This window comes from Paenibacillus ihumii (assembly GCF_001403875.1).
In the GTDB taxonomy this organism is placed as follows: domain Bacteria; phylum Bacillota; class Bacilli; order Paenibacillales; family Paenibacillaceae; genus Fontibacillus; species Fontibacillus ihumii.
Genome location: NZ_LN884299.1, coordinates 1,941,393 through 1,961,441 on the forward strand (window position 1 = coordinate 1,941,393; position 20,049 = coordinate 1,961,441).

Below are 20,049 nucleotides of genomic sequence, written 5' to 3' on the forward strand. Positions count from 1 at the left end.
CTATGCAGCTACAAAAAGAACTTCAGAAGCAAGATGCTCCCGCAGCGAAATCGTCGCTCTGGGGCAGCCTATTCGGCAAAATGGACGTGCGCGCATATACGATGGTCGGGGCGTTGGTGCTCATTTGGGTACTGTTCGGCATACTGGATCCTACCTTCTTGACTGCCCGGAACTTATCCAACCTGTTCACGCAGATGTCGGTCACCTCGATTCTGGCCATCGGCATGGTGCTTGTCATTGTTGCGGGACACATCGACCTCTCGGTCGGTTCAATCGTGGGCTTAACGGGAGGCATTGCTGCCATTCTGAGCAACTGGATGGGACTATCCCCGATCATCGTCATCGCGGGTACATTAGCGGCTGGAGCGGTGCTGGGACTCGTTCAGGGCTGGCTTGTCGCATATAAAATGATTCCCGCATTTATCGTGACGCTGGGCGGGATGATGGTGTTCCGCGGCGTCCTGATGGGAGTTACGGAATCGATGACGATCCCGGTATCCGATCCGGTGCTGGCGATGCTGGGCAACGCGTATTTTGCCAAAGGGTTCGGCCTGGCTATCGCTGCTATCGCCATCGGGTTCTTCGTGTGGAGCACCCTTAGAAAACGCCGCTCCCGGCAGAAATACGGCTTCGAGGTAGCTCCGCTCGGCGTGGATCTGATTAAAATCGCCGCAATTGCTATACTGATCATTTCATTTGTGCTCATCATGAACAATTACAAGGGTATTCCGTTTCCAATCATTTTCGTGATTGCGCTTGCCGTCATCTTCTACTTCTTGTCGACGAAGACGACCTTTGGACGCCATATTTACGCGATTGGCGGTAATAAGGAAGCGGCCCGCTTATCGGGGATCAACATCCACCGGAAGACGATGCTGATCTTCCTGCTCAGCGGTCTGCTCAGCTCGATCGCAGCGATCATCTTAACGTCTCGCCTGGCTTCGGCCACGATCACCGCGGGCACGATGGCGGAAATGGATGCCATTGCCGCTTGTGTCATCGGCGGCACCTCGCTGATGGGCGGCGCGGGTACGGTCATCGGCGCCCTGATCGGCGCCCTGGTCATGACCTCGCTCGATAATGGCATGTCGCTGATGGGGCTGGAATCGTTCTGGCAATATGTCGTGAAAGGCTCCATCCTCGTCTTCGCCGTCTGGCTGGACATTTCCAACCGCCGCAAAGGCGTGAAGTAATTTAGTATAGAAGCGAATTGAATATGGGGATCGATCAAGACCTTGGGTTTCTCCTGATGAGGGGGGATCTGGGGTCTTTTTTTGTTGTTTGGGGGGATTAGATATTAAGCTCTATTTTGCCAATCTTAAAGTATGATACATCGCTAGCTAACTTGGTATTAACGATTCAGGTCCTAGGATTCAAATTTGTGAAATCGACAGCATTGGTGAATTATCAACAAATTCAACCGATTGATTATAAGTAAAATATTGATATTCTAGGAATAATATTTCAGAAAGGGTGATGTTTTTGTCAACTATTAGAAGAAAAGTATTTACTAGCTTCTTGGTTATTGTAATACTCATTTCTCAATCGACGATCCTTTTTGCCGACACTCAGAAAGTCAAATCTTTGGCAGAAGAAATGCATTCGGAGACGGAACCCGATCTTGTGAATCGCAATCATACGGACGAAAATCCAAATCGGAGTGAGGAAAGCGTAGGAAGTGAAGGAGCCGATTCAGACACCAGTCCAGACACCGAATCTTCTTTAGAAGCACCAGCAGAAATACTAGACGAAGATATCCCGACAACCACTGAAGATGAAATAGAAATTTCACCTAATCCTGATAGTGAGGAACTGCTAGAAGTCTCATATCCATCCTTGAAGGCAATGACACTGTTATCCGGGCAGCAGGTGTATGAGTTTGAAAATACTTATACAGGCAGCCATTCGGGAGCGCGTCTAACCTTTGTCGAAGAGGATGTTTCCAGCGGAGGACGCCATGCATTCTATGAATCCAATGCAGTTGGGGATTGGATTGAATTTTCATTTGAGGCAGAGGAAGGAACCTATCAGCTCGATTTGAGAATCAAGCAGTTTAAGAACCGGGGAATCTCGCAAATATACATAGATGGTTCAGCCGTAGGTCAGCCTCTGGATTTTTATAACCTTACGGCTAGGCATATAGATACGGAAATCGGTCAGATTACGTTGGATGACAGGGGAACGCACACGATTCGCCTTGAAGTTATTGGTAATAACCCCGCAAGTACAAGCTATATTTTGGGTCTAGATGCGATGTATTTGATGAAGCAAGCACCATCTGTCACTCCTAAAGCCCCAACGAATTTTAAATCGGGCGTCCAATCAGATACGACGATTAATTTGGAATGGACGGTTCCTGCTCAAGATCCAGGGGGTGTGATTCAAGCTTACGAAATCTACCAGGACGATGTTTTAGCAGCGACTGTTGCTGGAACAAAAACATTCCATACTTTGACTGGTTTAACTCCTGGTACGGAGTACTCCTATAAAATTCGAGCCTTGAACCAGCATCAGATTGCCTCGGAGTTTAGTCAAAGCATAGCTGTATCGACGCTTTCCGGGAAGCAAATCTATGAATTTGAACAACTTCCGGGCATCACGCATTCGGGGGATAAGCTCAGTATGTTGGAGGAGAGCAAATCGAGCGCGGGGCTGCACGCCTTCTATGAAGCTAATGCGGTAGGAGATTATATTGAATTTCCATTCACAGCTGAGAAAGGAACATACCAACTCGATTTGAGAATCCGCCAGTTTAAAAATCGTGGAATTGCCAAAATTACTGTGGATGGCATGACGGTCGCCGAGTCTCTTGATTTTTATAATTTGACCTCTCGGCATATAGATACTGAGATTGGTCAGATTACGTTGGATGATAGGGCAACGCACACGATTCGATTTGAAGTTATTGGTAATAACCCCGCAAGTACAAGCTATATTTTGGGTCTAGATGCGATGTATTTGATGAAGCAAGCACCACCTGTCACTCCTAAAGCCCCAACGAATTTTAAATCGGGCGTCCAATCAGATACGACGATTAATTTGGAATGGACGGTTCCTGCTCAAGATCCAGGGGGTGTGATTCAAGCTTATGAAATCTACCAGGATGATGTTTTAGCAGCGACTGTTGCTGGAACAAAAACATTCCATACTTTGACTGGTTTAACTCCTGGTACGGAGTACTCCTATAAAATTCGAGCCTTGAATCAGCATCAGATTGCCTCGGAGTTTAGTCAAAGCATAGCTGTATCGACGCTTTCCGGGAAGCAAATCTATGAATTTGAACAACTTCCGGGCATCACGCATTCGGGGGATAAGCTCAGTATGTTGGAGGAGAGCAAATCGAGTGCGGGGCTGCACGCCTTCTATGAAGCTAATGGGGTAGGAGATTATATTGAATTTCCATTCACAGCTGAGAAAGGAACATACCAACTCGATTTGAGAATCCGCCAGTTTAAAAATCGTGGAATTGCCAAAATTACTGTGGATGGCATGACGGTCGCCGAGTCTCTTGATTTTTATAATTTGACCTCTCGGCATATAGATACCGAGATTGGTCAGATTACGTTGGATGATAGGGCAACGCACACGATTCGATTTGAAGTCGTTGGTAATAACCAGGCAAGCACAAGCTATATTTTGGGTCTGGATGCGATGTATTTAACACCAGTGAGCATTGATACATTCGAGCCTAACGATACGCCGGAGACCGCAACCGCAATCAATGTTCTACAGACTTATGAGTCGTATGTTTCCACCGAGACGGATGTGGATTTCTATAAGTTCACGGCCCTGGAGGCGGACACCTATTTTCTGACTTTCCAATCTCCAAGCGACCGCAAATACAAATTAGAGATACTGAACGCCAATAAACAACCTGTTTCAACGCTGAGACAAACTCAGGGCAGGGATGAAGAGGTTTCTGTTTATTTAGCGAAAAATGCGTTCATATATATCAAAGTGACTTCCTTGAACGGCGATTTCAGCTTTGAGCCCTACCGCTTTAGAATTACGCCGGCTCCTACGAAACAATATGTTTATGATGATGCCAATCGGCTGACTAGAACGGAATATGTTCAAGGGTTGTACCGTTATCAGATTCAATACGAATATGACCGGAATGGAAATCTGTTAAAGAAAAAAGTGGTAAGGACTATAACTCCTTAATGAGGTGGGAAAAAATGAAAAAATCGAAAATGAATCGTAAGTGGCTGGTATTGCCGCTTTGTGCTGGTCTTATTGTTTCTCTAATTACTCCGGGCTCCATCGGATTTGCTGAAGAGTTCGTCGGAAAGATGAACGAAGTGATGTTCGGTTTGCCGCCACGGGAACATATTATTCAGGTTCCAGATCAGGAACCGAATCTTAGAGTTGAGCAAAACAATGATTTGGAACGGTTTACCGGGTTCCATACGGAAGAGAAGGTCGTGTACGAGAATGAAGAAATTCAGCCTGAAGTAAATCCCGCGGTTGCAAAATCACTGACGGTTGACGTAGAAAAAAAAGACCTATTTGAACTATCCGAAGAACAAATAGAAGAGTTGGTTACCAGAGGGTACTCAATTGAAGATTTATATCAACTAGATCATTTGGCCAATAAGCTGATCATAGAACCTGTGAAATTAGCGGAACGCAGAGATGTCAGCGGGTTGGATTGGAATGAATTAGAAGCGCAGGTAACTAGGGAAAATCAACTGAAGCAGTTATCCCAATTATCCGAAGATCATCCTCAGGCCTACGCCCAACTTAGCCGTGAGACGCTAAAAGATGAGGAAAAACTCATCATATTAATTGCTTTTGACATGGGGAAAGGAACAATTACGGAACTTATCAAGGCCTATCAAACGGGCGGTGAACAGGCGGTTGTCAACTATCAGCCTAAGCCGAACGAGAAAATGCAGACCCAAAGCGTTAAAAGCAACAGTAGCAATTCATCTGTCGATGCGGATGTTCTCAAGTCCATCCGTTCGATTGCAGAGGAAACAGGGATTTCTGAAAGTGAACTGATCCAGCAATACCATGCTGCTAAAGAAGCGAGCAAACATGCGTTGGCAGAGAAGGAGTAGCCAAATGAGGAAAATTGGAGCATTGATTCGAAATTTTATCGTTGCCGTATTGGTGTTTGTTATTGCTTCTCAATCAGGCGTCTCCAGTGTACATGCTCAGATCGATGGTCAGCAGCTTGAGCGGGTATTGAATGGTCTAGTTACTCCCAAGCTAGTAAATGAATCTAATAAGCCCAATCTAGCGGATCGGAACATGGTATCCGAGACCGTTGATCCAGCTTCAGGAACGCTTACACTTTACGAAACAGATATTAGTCTACCCGGAAAGGATGGCTTAGATCTAACGTTAGGACGGATATACAATTCAAACCAAGCCGAAGTTGGAACAAAACGTGTCTCTGTCACATCGAGTACTTCTCAGCAGGCTGGATGGGGATCTGGATTTTATGTCACCATACTCTATTGGGACAAAAATGCCAACAAATACGGTACTTATTTTCCCGGATATTATTTAAATACCACTGCAGCACATAATATAGCTAACTATTATATTAAAAACCAACCTGATAGCGGCCGTGTTTATTTAGATTATGATATTGAGTACAAGGATGTTTTATACGTTCAAGTGACCTACACGACAACAACAAAAATTTATCCTGATGAAAATTCATATAGCCGACTGAGATATGATTTAGGCGGCGGTTGGTCCCTTGCGTTCCCGTCTTTACAAATTGAAGGAACTTACCTTCATTATCATGATGGCACTGGAGCTGCTTATACTGTAAAATTTGATGCGAATAACCGGGGGAAACTGGAGGATTACAGCCGAAATGATGTTGAGCTGTTAAGAGATACTGGATATTCAAACGGTCAGATGACTTCCACCTATGCGCTCGTCGATCAGAATAAGAAAAAGACTTATTTCGGCAGTGACGGAAGGCTTCTTGGGATCAAGGACCGGTTCAATAATGAAATAAAGTTCACTCACATCAATCGAACAATGAATGGCAGAAGTTATCCTGTAATTTCGAAAATAGTGGATTCTATCGGTCGAAATGTTGACTTTGCATATCAAAGCAATTTGACCGATCCTAATTTTGATCGTCAAAACATGACGGAGAATATTACGATAACGATAAGCCACCCTTCTACGACAGAGAGAAGAACCATTGTTTATGCCAAAAAGCGTGAGGAAGTCAGTGTATTTGAGAATGGTTCATTGATCGGTCGAAGATATGAGCCGTATTTATATCGTGTTACCGACATGAAAGGTTACAGCACTTACTATGAATATTACTTGGCATCCGAAAAATTTAATGCAACGGGCAAATCGTTAAATAACTCTGCCGGCACCGCAGTCTATTTATTGCAATATGCGATGTACCCTCATTCTAGTTCATTTTATGAATATAGAGTCATATCTCGAAACTGGGGCGGAGAGGGTGCGTATCAAGCATTTCAAGTGACCAAAAGATGGGACGGGTTGAATCGCTACAATTATGACGCGACAAGTCCATCGATGTATGCGGAAGGACCGTATAATCAGCGGGATTATACTTACTTCGGCGATGTGACGGGATATCCTACTTATTATGCCGAGGAATCCATTCCGGAATCCTACCGATTCGGTTCGGAATATGTGAATCAAGATGGAATAAGAACGAAGTACACCTTCAATGGCAAGAAGCAATTGCTAATTACCGAGCAAACGGCCGCGAATGGAGAAAAAATCACGGAAACAGTGCAGGCTTTTGATACAACATATAAATATAAGCCGACAAAAATCGAAACGAAGACAACGAGCGGAAGCAGGGAAAACAAACTTTATCAAACATATGCTTATTACGAGTGGGGGGACTTGAAGAGTACAACACGTCCATTAACTGCTGCTCAGTTAAATGATACAGCTCAGGTTCAGCAGCATACGACAACCTATTCGTATGATACAAACTATAGACTGCCGATTAAAATTGAGTATTATCAATCGGCTGGTAATATGCTTACTGAACAATTTACGTACGACGCCCAGGGCAGGCTCAAAACAGCGCAAAATGCTAATGGAGAAATGACAACATATAATTTTACGCAAGCGGCTGACGGCAGAACCGAAGAAGTGATTGTGCCGCTAGAGAATGGCAAGACGGTGAAAACGGTCTCGCATTATAGTCAAAATGGGTCCTATCAGCTATTCCCTACCACAATAAAAAGCTATTATACGAATGAGTCAGGGCAGCAAGTAGAGACTTCGGTTCAGCGGACATATAATGTGCTGCTTGGACTGATGACTTCCGAAACAAATGCTGACAATAAGACAACACAATACCAGTATGATGTCTACGGAAGATTGACCAAAACGCTCTATCCCGTGACCAATAACCAAAGCGGAGAGCGTTATCAGACGGAAGAGGTATTTGTGTATAACGACCAGACTGTAGATAACACTCCTAATTATTTTGATAGTGAGAATAAATATCTGATCACGACACGGGTTGATTCGCATACGATGACGACGCGTTTAAGTGATAATGCCGTCAATTACGACAACATTAGGCATGAGTTTTACGACGGATTTGGAAATGCAGTCCTTATCGGGCAGTTGGACAATACAAGCAACCGTGAGTTAATTCTGGCGCAATATCATTATGACGCTATGACTCGGCCCAACTATGTAATAGATACAAGCGGCAATGTAGCAACGGCGAAATATGATGCGTGGGGAAGAGCATTCGAATCTACAGATCCGTTTGGAAATCTGTATCGTACGGACTATGACATCATTGATCGCAGGAATACCTCCTATACGGTGGCGGCAAGCGATATTGCCTCTTTCCGCAATAGTCCGCAGGATGGCTTGAAACGGAACGTATTAGAAACGGTCTCTGATCAATGGGGGCGGGAGACAGCCCTCAAGGCGTTTCCAAACTGGCCGAATCGGACGGCAGGTGTTGTGCAAGAAGACATGGCTTATGATTATTTAGGAAATGTAATTAGTTATACGAATCCGAACCGGAATACTACTACATATCGATATGATAAGCTTAATCGCTTAATATCGGTTATAGACGCATTAAACCAGACGACTTCGTATTCGTATAACAAGCTCGGACAGCTTCAATCCACGTCACAAAGCGAGGGCAGTAAAATCTGGGCAACGACAAAAAGCTATGATGAGACAGGATTTTTGCGGACGAGTACGGATCCTGCTGCCAATCAGGATGTGTTCACTCGAAACAAACTCGGCCAAATTGCTAGCCGCAAAGATCCGAATAATAGTTACATTAGCTATCTTTACGACGAAACTGGCCGTAATATCATTAAAGTTGCTGGATCAACCACTTTAAAAAATGTATACCAATATCGTATATTTGGCCCACTGCGTCATGAGGAAGTTCGTAATGGCTCAAACTATATGACGGTGTATAATGACTACAATATTTTCGGCTCCTTGAAATATAAGGCAACCGTATACGATGGGGTAGCCACGGTTGTCCGGCATGAATACGATGACCAGAATCGACTGAAGAACGTGGCTGACGCCTTCGATTACTTCACGCATTATACGTACGATAAGACGCGAATTAGCCGGGTCCAGACCAACGGTTCACATGCGCTAACGACTGCTGAAAATGCGAATGCCCAGTACAGCTACGAACCGGACGGTAAGCTGAAGCGGGTGACTTATCCAAAACTGTTGGATGGCAGTTTCCTGACCAGTGATTATGCCTATGATGGTATTGGCAGACTCTTGAAAGTTACGAATAAGAAAGGGGCGACGACCCTATCCGAGTACCAATATCAATATGATGCCAATGGCAACATCATCGCGGTGACGGATGCGACGGGAACGACGCGCTACCAATACGATAAGCTGGATCGGTTAATTCAAGCAAAACGTCCTTCTGGTCAGACCATTGTCTACACCTATGATGCCCGTGGCAACCGCAAGACACTGAAAGGCGATAGCCTGATTGAAGACAGCAAAGAACAAACATACACCTTCAATGTCTGGGATCAGCTTAAGAGCGTAGCGAAAGAAAATGTGACAACCGAGTTTGAGTATGAGATGCAAGGACTGCGGTTGTCCAAGACGACCACGACAACAGTTGACGGCAGTGGAACGGGCACCCCCCCCACGCCAGTTACGGAAAAAGTACGTTACGCGTATAACAATCGTGGCCAAGTCATTTCCGAATCTGATGCTTCGAATCGGGCGATAGCGAATTACGTCTGGGGCCCGGATCGGATGCTCGCCAAACGGGATGTGGCCACAAACAAGAAATATTATTATCTCTATAACGGCCACGGTGATGTCGTACAGATTGTGGACGAGAACGGCGCGCAGGTTAACAGCTACCAGTACGATGAATGGGGTAATATTCTGGCACAGGAAGAAGGCATTCGTAATTCCTTCAAATATGCCGGGGAGATCTTAGATCAGGAGACGGGGCTTTATTACTTACGGGCCAGATATTATAATCCAGAAACAGGGCGGTTTGTTAGTAAGGATACGTATGAGGGGAGCATAAGCAATCCGCTAAGTTTGAATTTGTATACGTATGTGCATAATAATCCGTTAATTTTTGTGGATCCGAGTGGCAATATTGCGGTTGAACTTTTAAATAGTGTTTCTCGTGATTATATAAAAGGTAAAATGAGTCAAACTAGTGTTGTTGTTAGAATACTAGGTTATAATGGTTTGCTTGTTAAGGGTATAGACAGTAATAATAGAACCGTATTCCATGAGATTGCTCAGGTTATTGCATCAAAAGAAATTAAAAAAGCATATGGAGGAAAAGGGTATCCTGAGTTAGAAGCTAAAATAAAAGGGGGGAAATAGATATTTTATATAATAAAATGATTTGGGAGGTAAAGCCTTTTGGAAGTAGTGCAGCAGAGCAGTTAAAACGTTATTCAGAATCTACAGGCTATGAATTAGGGGCTGGAAAAGTAATAAAACCAGTTAAAGGTATAGAAATATATGGGAACTTAAAAATGGATATATATTTTACAGAACCAGGCACTATTAATTATGCACTTTCTTTAAAAAACAAAAGAATATCTGTGGATAAAGCCAGAGATTATGTAAATGAAACCTATGCTGCTAATAATCCTACTGCTTCTGAATGGTTTATGAAAGGAATAGTAACTGGTGGTGCTGTTTTTGGAGGCACTTTACTTAAAGGGTTAAAGGTGGCAGGAAAAATATTAGTTCCAGTTAAAGGGTGATATTCACACTTGTTAAATGATTAGCTCTTACATGACTTAAAAAATAACAATATAAGGAGAGAAAATTAGTTTGGCAACTTTTCTTTATCCATACGAGTTAGATGGTAATTGGGGCTATATTCGAGAAAATGGGGTGTGGAGCATTCTACCTAATTTTTCTGAAGCGGATTTTTTCTCAGAAGGGATTGCAGCCTTTAAATCAGGTGAAAGATGGGGATATTTGGATGAACAAGGTGATATAATTATTACTCCGCAGTTTGTTTCCGCAGGGCCGTTTAGCTATGGAAGGGCTTGGGTAGGAACAGATCGTGGATATATGTTAATCAATACTAAGGGAGAAATGATTGTTTTTTACTCTTTTGATCATATTGAATATGTTGACCCACTAAATTCAGAATTCTATAGGTTTTCAAGAGAGGGTAAATATGGATATATGAATAAAGAGGGAGAAATTTTCATAGAAGCCTTGTATGATGAAGCAAGCCCTTTTAGCGAAGGAGTAGCATTAGTTAATAGAGGAAACGAGTCTTATTTTATTAACTATAATGGTGAAAGGGTATTAGAAAATAAAGATTACAAACCTTTAGAAGTATTCTCGGATGGCTTAGCTTTGGTTCTTTTCCAAAATTATTGGTTTGGTTATATTAATAAACAAGGGGAAGTTGTTATTCCTGCAAGTCCTAACGTTGGTAGTTCCTTTTCTGAAGGAATGGCTTATTTCTACAATCCCATAAAGTCTAAATATGGTTATATTAACTTAAATGGTGAAATCTCTATCAAACCTCGGTATGATTCAGCTTTACCCTTTGTTGATGGGCTTGCTTTTGTCAAACAAGGTGATCAATCAGAAATGATTGATAAGAAAGGTAAGACCGTATATTGTTTTCCAGAGGGAATTCAGATTGACGTAGAGACGTATTCTAATAAGTCAAAGATTATTTCAATTAGAGCTAACTATGAGGAGAAATTAATCCTACGGTCTTCGGGACAAATAATTAAAGTAAGTAATCCAGTACTTTAATCTATGGTTAGCTTGTCATTTTTCTTTCTGTTAAAGATATATTAATGAAACGCATAAAAGCTTAGTTCTTCATGAAGTTTTAGCCGTAATTGAGTCATTTTTTCTCAATTGCGGTTTTTTAATTATGGAATGGGTCATTGAGGAAGCAACGGCACTAGACACGCTAAAACTAGTAAATGATGCCTAGAAATACAAACTAAAATTTGGAATTAATTTCCAATAAAATAGAGCATCACAATATCTTCGGTTCCTTGGATGCCTTCGATTACTCACGCATTATACGTACGATAAAACACGAATTAGCCGGATTCAGACTAACGGTTCACATGCGTTAACGACTGCCGAAAATGCGAATGCTCAGTACAGCTACGAGCCGGATGGCAAGTTGAAGCGGGTGACCTATCCGAGCCCATACTCGTAAAGGAGTTAGGGTTGGTGGGTTAATTGCAATACCAGTAAGTATATTATTATTTGTAATTGATTTAATTTGGTGATGATCTTATTTCAAGCCAAATGATAGATCAATATAGGAGGTAATTAAATGGGGGATAGAATTATATTCTCATTGTTAATCCTTCCTTTTATTATTTGGGGAATAGTAGGAGTAATATTTCCGGTCTTCATGTATAAAACAACGGCATTAAACACGTTAAAAAAGAAGCCGACACAGGAGGAAATAAGACGCTCTAAAACTAATGGATTTGTCATGCTTGCAATAGGTGTTATCTTGGTTGTTATAACGTTAATTGGGGGGTTAGGATTTTAAGATGCTGGCTTTAAGAAACGGGATATAACCGCAAACAAGAAGTACTACTACCTCTATAACGGACACGGTGATGTCGTGCAGATTGTGGACGAGAACGGCACTAAAGTCAACAGTAAGCAGTACGTTGCAATATTCTGGCGCCGGAAGAGGGGATTCGCCACTCCTTCAGGTATGCCGGGGAAACCTTAAATCAGGAGACGGGCCTATAATATGACCACATGCGAGTGTAACAACTCCATGTGGCTTTCCATTTTTCTAAGCCCCTGCACCAGTGCAATGAATCTTCCCTTCATCCGTGGGGCGACAAACAGGCAAGATGTTAGCCTACCCCACTATCGAATAAGCCATATATGACACTATTACTCTTGCTATGGACAGTATTAAATTTTCAAGAACTCTATTGTGTGCATTAAAGACCCATTTGATTTTCATTTCAATTTTCATTAAATTATTACTATGTAAATTTTACTGAAAGGGTTGAAAAGATGGCAGAGGCAGAAGCAAAGCCAAGCATCGGCAAGGTCGGCAGAAGAGGGCCGAAGGTCAGCAAGCCGGTGGAACTTATCTCGAAAATTTTATTTATTACGATTGGAGCGGTGATTGCCGGGGTTGCCTTGGAGCTGTTCCTTGTACCGAATGCGATTATCGACGGGGGAATCACAGGGATATCGCTCATGCTGACGAACATTACGGGAATACCGCTCGGGATTTTCCTCTTTGTGATTAATCTTCCTTTTATATTTATCGGCTATCGTCAGGTAGGCAAGAAGTTCGCATTCTCTTCGTTGTACGGGATTGCAGTGCTGTCACTTACGACGGGGTACTTGCATCATGTGGAGGCATTTACGAATGACAAGCTGCTGGCCGTTCTGTTTGGTGCTCTTCTTCTCGGCTTAGGCGTCGGCATCGTGCTAAGGCTGGGGGGGACGACGGACGGAGCGGAAATCGTAGCAATATTAATCTCGAAAAAAGTCAATGTTTCCGTAGGCCAGATTATCCTCATGATTAACATCGTTATTTTTATCGTGGCAGGCTTCCTGCTCGGCTGGGATTCGGCGATGTACTCGATTTTCACTTATTATATCGCCTCGAAGGTTATGGATGTAATCGTACAGGGTCTTGATGAATCGAAATCGGTGACGGTTATTACGAAGCAGTATGAAGAAGTAGCGGAAGCCATTATGAGAAGCCTGGGCAGAAGCACCACCTATCTGTATGCGAGAGGCGGGATGAGCAAGGAGGAGACCCAGGTCATTTATTGTGTAGTCAGCCGGCTGGAGCTGTCCATGCTGAAGACGGTCGTTCGTGAGATTGATCCTAAGGCATTTATCGCGATTGAAACGGTATCTGACGTGACAGGCGGCAGTTTTACGGATGAAAAAGCACATTGATGCGTTAAGGGAGGTTGCAGCCATGCAACTTTAAAAGGGGCAGGCATGGGGTAATCTGCGTTGACGTATCGCTGCTTAATTTGCCAATCGGCCCTGGGGCGTAAGCTCCAGGGCTTGCTGCTGTTTACAGCTGCTGCCCGCCTCCGTTAAGATCAAGATAACAGCGTATTCGTATTGATCAACGAGCAAATGGGTAGGGATACATAGCCTAGAATCGAAGTTAAGGAGATACAGGATTGATGGAAATGAGAGTTATCGTAATTATCGGTGGTTTCATTATGCTTCTCTTTGCGGCAGTCCTTGGAGCGGTGGCTATGAACGTAAAGAAGAAGAGGAGCAGGTTCTCGGGCTCGAGCAGCAAAGTCATCCATTTGTCTAAGAAGCGTTTTTCCTCAGGGCGTTCAGATCTCGCCGCTCCTCGAAGTCAGAAATGCTCCCGATGCAATCAGGTGAAGAAGCTGGTGTTCTATTCGAATGACTGGGGTCATGTTGCCGGATTATGTAAGGAATGTAGAAAGGAAATTGGGGATAAGCAGGAGCTGTATCCGATCTAAAGCATGGATTTACTGCATACCTTCTAAGTGAAGCGTAATGAATGAGGCCAATAAGAAGCGCCGCTGGAAGGGAGTAGGGATGATGTATTATATCGAGGTGGAGCAAGGGGTAAAAATTTTTGTTGAGGATGTGGATCCTGGCCCTGGAAGCATGCCGATTCTATTCATCCATGGCTGGCCGGTCAATCATAGAATGTTTGAATACCAGTGGAATATCCTTCCTAAATATGGGTACCGCTGTATCGGCTTGGATTTGCGGGGCTTCGGAAAATCGGATCGTCCGTGGTCCGGATATGATTACGATCGGCTGGCTGCCGATGTGCACGCTGTTGTAACGGCGCTTCATTTGAATCCTTTTATCCTTACAGGCTTCTCAATTGGAGGAGCGATCGCCATCCGCTATATGTCCCGCTACGCAGGTTACGGGGTATGCAAGCTTGCATTGATTTCGGCGGCTGCCCCTCGTTTCTCCCAATCGCCTGACTATCCCTATGGTCTGCCTGCTCAAGAAATTAATATGCTCATTAATCAGACTTACAGGGATCGTCCGCAGATGCTTGTGGAGTTTGGGGAGAAATTCTTTTACAGCAAAATTACAGCTTCATTCCGGGATTGGTTTCAGGATCTAGGCCTGGCGGCTTCCGGATACGGAACTATTCAGGCTCTCGTCTCCTTGCGGGATGAGGATTTGCGGCCTGATTTGAACAGAATCGCCGTACGGACCGGGCTATTTCACGGCGTGCATGATCAGATCGTACCATTTGCCTCGGCTGAGGCATTACGCAAAGGGATACCGCAATCAGAGCTCTATCGGTTCGAGCGGAGCGGGCATGGGGTATTCTACGATGAGCTGGAGGCTTTTAATGAAGCCTATGTTCATTTTCTAAGGGGATAGGGGTAGATAAGCGGAGACAGAGAAAAGAGCGCACCTGGAATGAGGCCGCTCTTTCTTTGAGTCTAATTTAATGAAGATCACGGAACAGGCCTACAACCTTGCCCAATATCGTTACATGCTTCAAACGAAGCGGCTCCATCGTGGCGTTCTCCGGCTGAAGGCGGATATGATCCTTCTCCTTGTAGAATGTCTTGACGGTGGCCTCGTCGTCCTCCGTCATTGCGACGACGATTTCTCCATTGTTAGCCGTCTGCTGCTTGCGTACGATTACATAGTCGCCGCTATGGATGCCGGCATCAATCATGCTGTCGCCTACGACGGACAGCATGAAGATTTCGCCGTCTCCGGCATAATGCTGCGGAAGCGGGAAGTAATCTTCAATGTTCTCGGTAGCCGTAATAGGAACGCCCGCTGTAACCTTGCCGATCACAGGGACGCGAGCTACGGAATGAGCGAACTGGCCCATGCTCTCCGCATCGTCTTGACCCAGTAATTCGATTGCTCTTGGCTTCGTAGGATCACGCCGGATGAAGCCTTTCTTCTCTAGCCGATCCAAATGGCCGTGAACAGTGGAGCTGGAAGCCAATCCGACGGCTTCGCCGATTTCCCGCACAGAAGGCGGGTAACCTTTCAATCTGACTTCAGAGCGTATAAATTCAAGAATAGCTTGCTGACGGCTAGAAACTTTCGACATAATCCATCAACCCCATTTAGTAACGTTTGGAAAAATTATAACATAGAACTTCCGTTCGCACAAACATAAGTTCTAAACCGGACATAGCAGCACCGGTGATAAATGGATATGCTTTAAGGATATGTAACCAAGATAGTCCACTTATCTTTGTCGAAAAATAGGGGAACAATTGTTCTAAAAAACTATTGAATCAAACAAGTGTTCGTGTTATTATGATTTCAAAATCATAAGAACATTTGTTTGGAGTGATAAATTATGTTGAGATACAGTACATATCAAAGCATTTATGATCGTAAGACTGATTCCCGTAATGAAGGGGCGCTGCGAAAGGGTGCCGCCAGATTGAAGGAAGCAATTGCTAACTCCATTTCGAATATAATTGCTAGAATAACTTTGGTTAAAGTGATGGTGTTTTTTCTGTTCGTAGTTATGGCCTGGGCTGCAATGGCGTCAGCGGTAGACTCATCATCTGACCATGATGTTGCAGAATCAGAGTCCGTTGTGGTCAGGCAGGGCGATTCCCTGTGGAAGATTGCAGCAGCTCATAAGCCGGGCGATATGGATACGAGAATATATGTTACGGCGATTCAGCGGGCGAATGGTCTGGCCGGAAGTAATATTCAGCCAGGGGATATCCTCGTCCTGCCCGCAAAATGAGTTTAGGTTTAGTTATTCATAAAAGTCTATTCACGCTCTGAATATGCTTTACGCCAAAGAAGGAGCCGCAAGTTTAGTTTGCGGTTCCTTCTTTGTGTTAGTTACGTATTAATTGTAATGTTCCTGAAATTACGATTCTGCCAAGCGCCTTTCGTTATTTTTATTTTCCTCCCAAGGAATTGACAGGTACTGTCCGTATCCCGGCTTCCGGGTTTACAGATGATGACGGCCACATCGCTTCGGAGTTCGAAGGGATGGGGACGAACGGATATTCTAATTTATACATTAATGGAGTAATGCAGGAGAGCAGATTGTACCGTTTGACTAGAGCGGATTTAACACTTATTCTTGAAGGAGATACCGTTTTGGTCGGGGCACCTATTATTGTGGAGAATGTTTCATTTACAGCCCGCATTCAATAGCGTTATCTCTGGATCCGGTATCTTGACAACCCTTATTCGTCATGTCAATGTTAAAAGGGAAATCATGATTTTGTTCAGGAGGAAACTATGGATATAGATGCAATGGTACGGCGCATTAATGAATTGGCGCGCAAGAATAAGGCTGAAGGACTAACGGAAGATGAAATGCTGGAACGCGCGCAGCTTCGGGAGACTTATCTTCAGAACATAAGAAGAAATTTCCGCCAGCAGCTGGAATCAATCGAAGTGGTGGATAAATAATAGGCCGGCCTACGGGTCCGGCTTTACATATGAGCAAGGAGGTTCTTATACATGGAATATGCATATCTAGGCAAAAGCGGTTTAGCCGTATCGCGGCTATGTTTAGGAAGTATGACCTTCGGCGGACAGACCGATGAAGCGGAATCGGCCCGCATGATCGCCGCCTTTCTGGATCAGGGCGGCAATTTTATCGATACGGCCGATGTATACACCGAAGGGCGTTCCGAGGAAATCGTCGGCAAGTATATTAAAGACCGTCGTTCCGAGGTCGTTCTGGCTACCAAGGTCCGCATGCGTACGTCGCCTGACGTGAATGGCTTCGGAGCTTCCCGCAAGCGGATTATGGACGGGGTGGATGCCAGCCTAAGAAGGCTTGGGACCGATTACATTGATCTTTATCAGATCCATGTCTGGGATGCCGATACGCCGGTGGAGGAGACGCTCAGAGCGCTGGATGATCTGGTTACCTCCGGTAAAGTACGTTACATAGGCTGTTCGAATTATTTGTCGTGGCAGCTCATGAAGAGTCTAGGCATCAGCGACTTTAGAGGGTATTCCCGTTACATTTCTTTACAGCAGCAGTACAGTCTGGTGAATCGAGAGGCCGAACGTGAGCTTGTCTCTTTATGCGAGGAAGAGAAGGTGGGCATTATTCCGTGGGCACCGCTCGGGGGCGGCTTCCTGACCGGTAAATACCGCCGCGGCGAAACGCCGAGCGAAGGCCGTCTGGGAACGGCAAAATCGGGAGAAAGCAGCTGGCAGAACCGTGCCGATGACAGAAATTTTGCTATTCTGGATGCCGTATTGGCTGTAGCCGAGGAAACGGGCAGAACCCCTGCCCAGGTGTCTCTGAATTGGCTGCTGGAGCAGCCTTGCATTACGTCGCCGATTTTCGGGGCCAGCACATTTGCGCAATTCGAGGAGAATATGGGAGCAGTCGGCTGGAGATTGCCGCAAGAGCTGCGTCAGCGCCTGGATGCAGCCAGCGCGCTTCCCGATGAATATCCCGCCCGGTTCCTGAACAAATTTAGTAGAAATATCTAATCATCTAGGAGGAAGATCCATGGCTTCATTTGACAGGAAAGTTGAACGCAACCAGATGAAATTAAGCAAGAAGGGAAAGAACCCGCTCGACAAGAAGGGCGGAGTAAGAACCGGTACGGGCAGGATGATGGGGGCCCGGGGGGATGGGGATGTTTTTAAAGGCAGAAAAATCATTCTTCCGCTGCTGCTCATTCTTCTAGCGGGCCTATACGCAGGCGTCGCGCTGGCAGGCGGCAGCACGGAGGTAAGCACGACGATGTTCTGGGTCACGATTGTCCTCTACGTCATTTTGGCTATTGCTTTATTCCTCAACAAGCCTTATTTGCGGGTGAACAAGAACTATTTGTTTACCGCCAAGTTCAACCGGGACCGCATGCTGGAAGCGGGGCAAATCAGCAAAATTACAGCATCTGCGAACAAAATCACGATTACGCCAAAGGCTGGCGGACAGAATTGGGTATTCCACCGCAGACGCAACTTGTTCGATACGCCGGCTATGTCGGAACGTTTGGAGACATTTGCCAAGACACATAAAGTCGATTTTATTAAAGAGTAAGAATTTATCGGGAGAAGAGAGGACAGAGAATAAATGACGATTAAAGCCGTATGTTTCGATCTGGATGATACCCTGCTATGGGACGAGCGCAGCGTGAAGGAGGCTTTCTCGGAAACCTGCCAGAAGGCCAAGGCAGCGGTTGGCATCGATCCGGTAAAGCTGGAAGAGGCGGTGCGCAAGGAAGCCAGGGAGCTGTATGAATCCTATGAGACCTTTCCGTTTACCAAAATGATCGGGATCAACCCGTTCGAAGGGCTGTGGGCCCACTTCACCGCAGGAGAGCAGCCTGAATTCCGCAAGCTGGAGCAGCTGGCTCCGGTATATCGCAAGGAATCCTGGCGCCGCGGTCTGCTTGCTTTAGGCATTGACAACGAGGAGCTTGCAGCGGAGCTGGCCGAGCAGTTCGGCAAGGAGCGGCGCGCCCGCCCGCATGTCTACGAGGAGACCTTCGAGGTGCTGCAGGAGCTTAAAGGAAAGGTGAAGCTGCTGCTGCTAACGAACGGCTGCCCGGCGCTCCAGCAGGAGAAGCTGAATGGGGTTCCCGAGCTGGCCCCGTTCTTTGATGAAATTATTATTTCCGGAGCGTTCGGCAAAGGCAAACCCGATTCCGCGATATTCCGGCATGCTCTGGAGCGGCTCGGCGTTGAAGCCAATGAAGCGATTATGGTTGGGGACAAGCTTACGACCGACATTATCGGTTCGCTTGGCGTAGGCATGAAGGCCGTTTGGATCAACCGGGTCGGCCATGAGCGCAGCGATGAAATCATTCCGGATTACGAAATCAAGCATTTATCCGAGCTTCATGACATTATTGCCGCCAATTAATTAATATAATTAAGAAAAAGCTGCTTACGTTCCACAAGCGTGGAGGACGGAAGCAGCTTTTTTGTGCTCATATGTTAAGCCCGAATTATGCTTTCTTGAAGGCAGGGTCATCGTAAGGATGGGCGATCCAGCCGTTCTCTTCCACGAAGAGCCGCACGGCTACGACCTTGCGTTCATCTGTTAATGTAAAGAAATGCGCCGTGTTCTCAGGAACGGAGATTAAGTCTCCCGGCACGAGGTTGACGTCGAAATAGCCTGTTTGATCATCGCCCTTAATGATAAAGGTTCCGGCACCGGCGATAATAACGCGGATTTCATCCTCCGTATGCGTATGAACCTGCTCGAATTTAGCGAGCAGCTCCTCAATATTCGGCGTTGCTTCGCTTAGCGTGATGATATCCCACGTCCGATATCCGCGACGTGCAACCAAATCTTTAATTTCTGCATCAAAGGTACGGAGAATTTCACCTTTTTGTTCATCAGACAAGGTGAAATTGTTTTGGAGCTCCGCAGGCAGCTTGCTTACGTCCCAATGCTCATAAATCACCTCATACTGACTCAGGAAATTCCGAACATTATCTTCCCCGGATATAATTTCGTTCGTGTTTCTTATTCTGATTTCCGCCATGGGATTACCCCGCTTTCTTATGGATATGATTGCATTATATCCGATACCTCCCCGGATTGTCGACACTTAAATTCGATTCTGGCTGCGCTGCCTGATCTTAGGCCGT

18 protein-coding genes are annotated in these 20,049 nt (G+C 45.1%); 16 read left to right on the forward strand and 2 right to left on the reverse strand.

What is annotated here, in order from left to right:
• Positions 1–2: 2 nt before the first annotated feature.
• The 10 genes from BN2762_RS16235 to BN2762_RS16280 all read left to right on the forward strand — a co-directional run bounded on the left by BN2762_RS16235 (position 3) and on the right by BN2762_RS16280 (position 14,856).
• The gene (locus tag BN2762_RS16235; protein WP_055107961.1) at positions 3–1,193 is read left to right on the forward strand and encodes a sugar ABC transporter permease; all 1,191 of its coding nucleotides are present in this window, start codon (positions 3–5) and stop codon (positions 1,191–1,193) included.
• 289 nt (positions 1,194–1,482) lie between these two features.
• Entirely contained in the window at positions 1,483–4,164 is a 2,682-nt protein-coding gene (locus tag BN2762_RS16240; RefSeq protein ID WP_187386544.1) for a fibronectin type III domain-containing protein, read from the forward strand.
• A gap of 14 nt (positions 4,165–4,178) precedes the next feature.
• Entirely contained in the window at positions 4,179–5,063 is an 885-nt protein-coding gene (locus tag BN2762_RS16245) for a hypothetical protein (protein ID WP_055107963.1), read from the forward strand.
• A gap of 4 nt (positions 5,064–5,067) precedes the next feature.
• Entirely contained in the window at positions 5,068–9,840 is a 4,773-nt protein-coding gene (locus BN2762_RS16250; protein ID WP_055107964.1) for an RHS repeat domain-containing protein, read from the forward strand.
• A gap of 17 nt (positions 9,841–9,857) precedes the next feature.
• Positions 9,858–10,229 (forward strand): hypothetical protein, encoded by a 372-nt coding sequence (locus BN2762_RS16255; RefSeq protein WP_055107965.1) that lies wholly within the window; start codon positions 9,858–9,860, stop codon positions 10,227–10,229.
• 70 nt (positions 10,230–10,299) lie between these two features.
• Positions 10,300–11,250 (forward strand): WG repeat-containing protein, encoded by a 951-nt coding sequence (locus BN2762_RS16260; protein ID WP_055107966.1) that lies wholly within the window; start codon positions 10,300–10,302, stop codon positions 11,248–11,250.
• Positions 11,251–11,791: 541 nt separating this feature from the next.
• Positions 11,792–12,016 (forward strand): hypothetical protein, encoded by a 225-nt coding sequence (locus tag BN2762_RS16265; protein WP_055107967.1) that lies wholly within the window; start codon positions 11,792–11,794, stop codon positions 12,014–12,016.
• Positions 12,017–12,501: 485 nt separating this feature from the next.
• Positions 12,502–13,407, forward strand: a complete 906-nt coding sequence (locus BN2762_RS16270; RefSeq protein WP_083484965.1) for a YitT family protein — start codon at positions 12,502–12,504, stop codon at positions 13,405–13,407.
• Positions 13,408–13,646: 239 nt separating this feature from the next.
• Positions 13,647–13,961 (forward strand): hypothetical protein, encoded by a 315-nt coding sequence (locus BN2762_RS16275; RefSeq protein WP_055107968.1) that lies wholly within the window; start codon positions 13,647–13,649, stop codon positions 13,959–13,961.
• A 79-nt stretch (positions 13,962–14,040) separates the two neighbouring features.
• Positions 14,041–14,856 (forward strand): alpha/beta fold hydrolase, encoded by an 816-nt coding sequence (locus tag BN2762_RS16280; protein ID WP_055110126.1) that lies wholly within the window; start codon positions 14,041–14,043, stop codon positions 14,854–14,856.
• Positions 14,857–14,923: 67 nt separating this feature from the next.
• Here the strand turns inward: BN2762_RS16280 and lexA are convergent, their stop codons facing one another.
• Positions 14,924–15,550 (reverse strand): transcriptional repressor LexA, encoded by a 627-nt coding sequence (gene lexA / locus BN2762_RS16285; protein ID WP_055107969.1) that lies wholly within the window; start codon positions 15,548–15,550, stop codon positions 14,924–14,926.
• Positions 15,551–15,805: 255 nt separating this feature from the next.
• Between lexA and BN2762_RS16290 the strand changes: the two genes are divergently transcribed.
• From BN2762_RS16290 to BN2762_RS16305, 6 genes are all read left to right on the forward strand, one after another.
• Positions 15,806–16,207, forward strand: a complete 402-nt coding sequence (locus BN2762_RS16290) for a LysM peptidoglycan-binding domain-containing protein (RefSeq protein ID WP_055107970.1) — start codon at positions 15,806–15,808, stop codon at positions 16,205–16,207.
• A 179-nt stretch (positions 16,208–16,386) separates the two neighbouring features.
• Complete coding sequence (locus BN2762_RS26200) at positions 16,387–16,629, forward strand: DUF4183 domain-containing protein (protein ID WP_187386545.1); 243 nt, start codon at positions 16,387–16,389, stop codon at positions 16,627–16,629.
• An 87-nt stretch (positions 16,630–16,716) separates the two neighbouring features.
• On the forward strand, positions 16,717–16,890 hold the full coding sequence (locus tag BN2762_RS26205) for a DUF896 domain-containing protein (RefSeq protein ID WP_074048641.1): 174 nt from the start codon (positions 16,717–16,719) through the stop codon (positions 16,888–16,890).
• Positions 16,891–16,941: 51 nt separating this feature from the next.
• Complete coding sequence (locus BN2762_RS16295) at positions 16,942–17,934, forward strand: aldo/keto reductase (protein WP_055107971.1); 993 nt, start codon at positions 16,942–16,944, stop codon at positions 17,932–17,934.
• 19 nt (positions 17,935–17,953) lie between these two features.
• On the forward strand, positions 17,954–18,490 hold the full coding sequence (locus BN2762_RS16300) for a hypothetical protein (protein WP_055107972.1): 537 nt from the start codon (positions 17,954–17,956) through the stop codon (positions 18,488–18,490).
• A 33-nt stretch (positions 18,491–18,523) separates the two neighbouring features.
• The gene (locus tag BN2762_RS16305) at positions 18,524–19,315 is read left to right on the forward strand and encodes an HAD family hydrolase (protein ID WP_055107973.1); all 792 of its coding nucleotides are present in this window, start codon (positions 18,524–18,526) and stop codon (positions 19,313–19,315) included.
• Between the two features lie 85 nt (positions 19,316–19,400).
• Here the strand turns inward: BN2762_RS16305 and BN2762_RS16310 are convergent, their stop codons facing one another.
• Complete coding sequence (locus tag BN2762_RS16310) at positions 19,401–19,943, reverse strand: cupin domain-containing protein (RefSeq protein WP_055107974.1); 543 nt, start codon at positions 19,941–19,943, stop codon at positions 19,401–19,403.
• Between the last annotated feature and the right edge of the window lie 106 nt (positions 19,944–20,049).

What these genes read in the sequence shown, in the direction of transcription:
- BN2762_RS16235 (WP_055107961.1), top strand. Translation starts at nt 3, where the DNA reads ATGCAGCTACAAAAAGAACTTCAGAAGCAAGATGCTCCCGCAGCGAAA.
- BN2762_RS16245 (WP_055107963.1), top strand. Translation starts at nt 4,179, where the DNA reads ATGAAAAAATCGAAAATGAATCGTAAGTGGCTGGTATTGCCGCTTTGT.
- BN2762_RS16250 (WP_055107964.1), top strand. Translation starts at nt 5,068, where the DNA reads ATGAGGAAAATTGGAGCATTGATTCGAAATTTTATCGTTGCCGTATTG.
- BN2762_RS16255 (WP_055107965.1), top strand. Translation starts at nt 9,858, where the DNA reads ATGATTTGGGAGGTAAAGCCTTTTGGAAGTAGTGCAGCAGAGCAGTTA.
- BN2762_RS16265 (WP_055107967.1), top strand. Translation starts at nt 11,792, where the DNA reads ATGGGGGATAGAATTATATTCTCATTGTTAATCCTTCCTTTTATTATT.
- BN2762_RS16270 (WP_083484965.1), top strand. Translation starts at nt 12,502, where the DNA reads ATGGCAGAGGCAGAAGCAAAGCCAAGCATCGGCAAGGTCGGCAGAAGA.
- BN2762_RS16275 (WP_055107968.1), top strand. Translation starts at nt 13,647, where the DNA reads ATGGAAATGAGAGTTATCGTAATTATCGGTGGTTTCATTATGCTTCTC.
- BN2762_RS16280 (WP_055110126.1), top strand. Translation starts at nt 14,041, where the DNA reads ATGATGTATTATATCGAGGTGGAGCAAGGGGTAAAAATTTTTGTTGAG.
- lexA (WP_055107969.1), bottom strand. Translation starts at nt 15,550, where the DNA reads ATGTCGAAAGTTTCTAGCCGTCAGCAAGCTATTCTTGAATTTATACGC.
- BN2762_RS16290 (WP_055107970.1), top strand. Translation starts at nt 15,806, where the DNA reads ATGTTGAGATACAGTACATATCAAAGCATTTATGATCGTAAGACTGAT.
- BN2762_RS26205 (WP_074048641.1), top strand. Translation starts at nt 16,717, where the DNA reads ATGGATATAGATGCAATGGTACGGCGCATTAATGAATTGGCGCGCAAG.
- BN2762_RS16295 (WP_055107971.1), top strand. Translation starts at nt 16,942, where the DNA reads ATGGAATATGCATATCTAGGCAAAAGCGGTTTAGCCGTATCGCGGCTA.
- BN2762_RS16300 (WP_055107972.1), top strand. Translation starts at nt 17,954, where the DNA reads ATGGCTTCATTTGACAGGAAAGTTGAACGCAACCAGATGAAATTAAGC.
- BN2762_RS16305 (WP_055107973.1), top strand. Translation starts at nt 18,524, where the DNA reads ATGACGATTAAAGCCGTATGTTTCGATCTGGATGATACCCTGCTATGG.
- BN2762_RS16310 (WP_055107974.1), bottom strand. Translation starts at nt 19,943, where the DNA reads ATGGCGGAAATCAGAATAAGAAACACGAACGAAATTATATCCGGGGAA.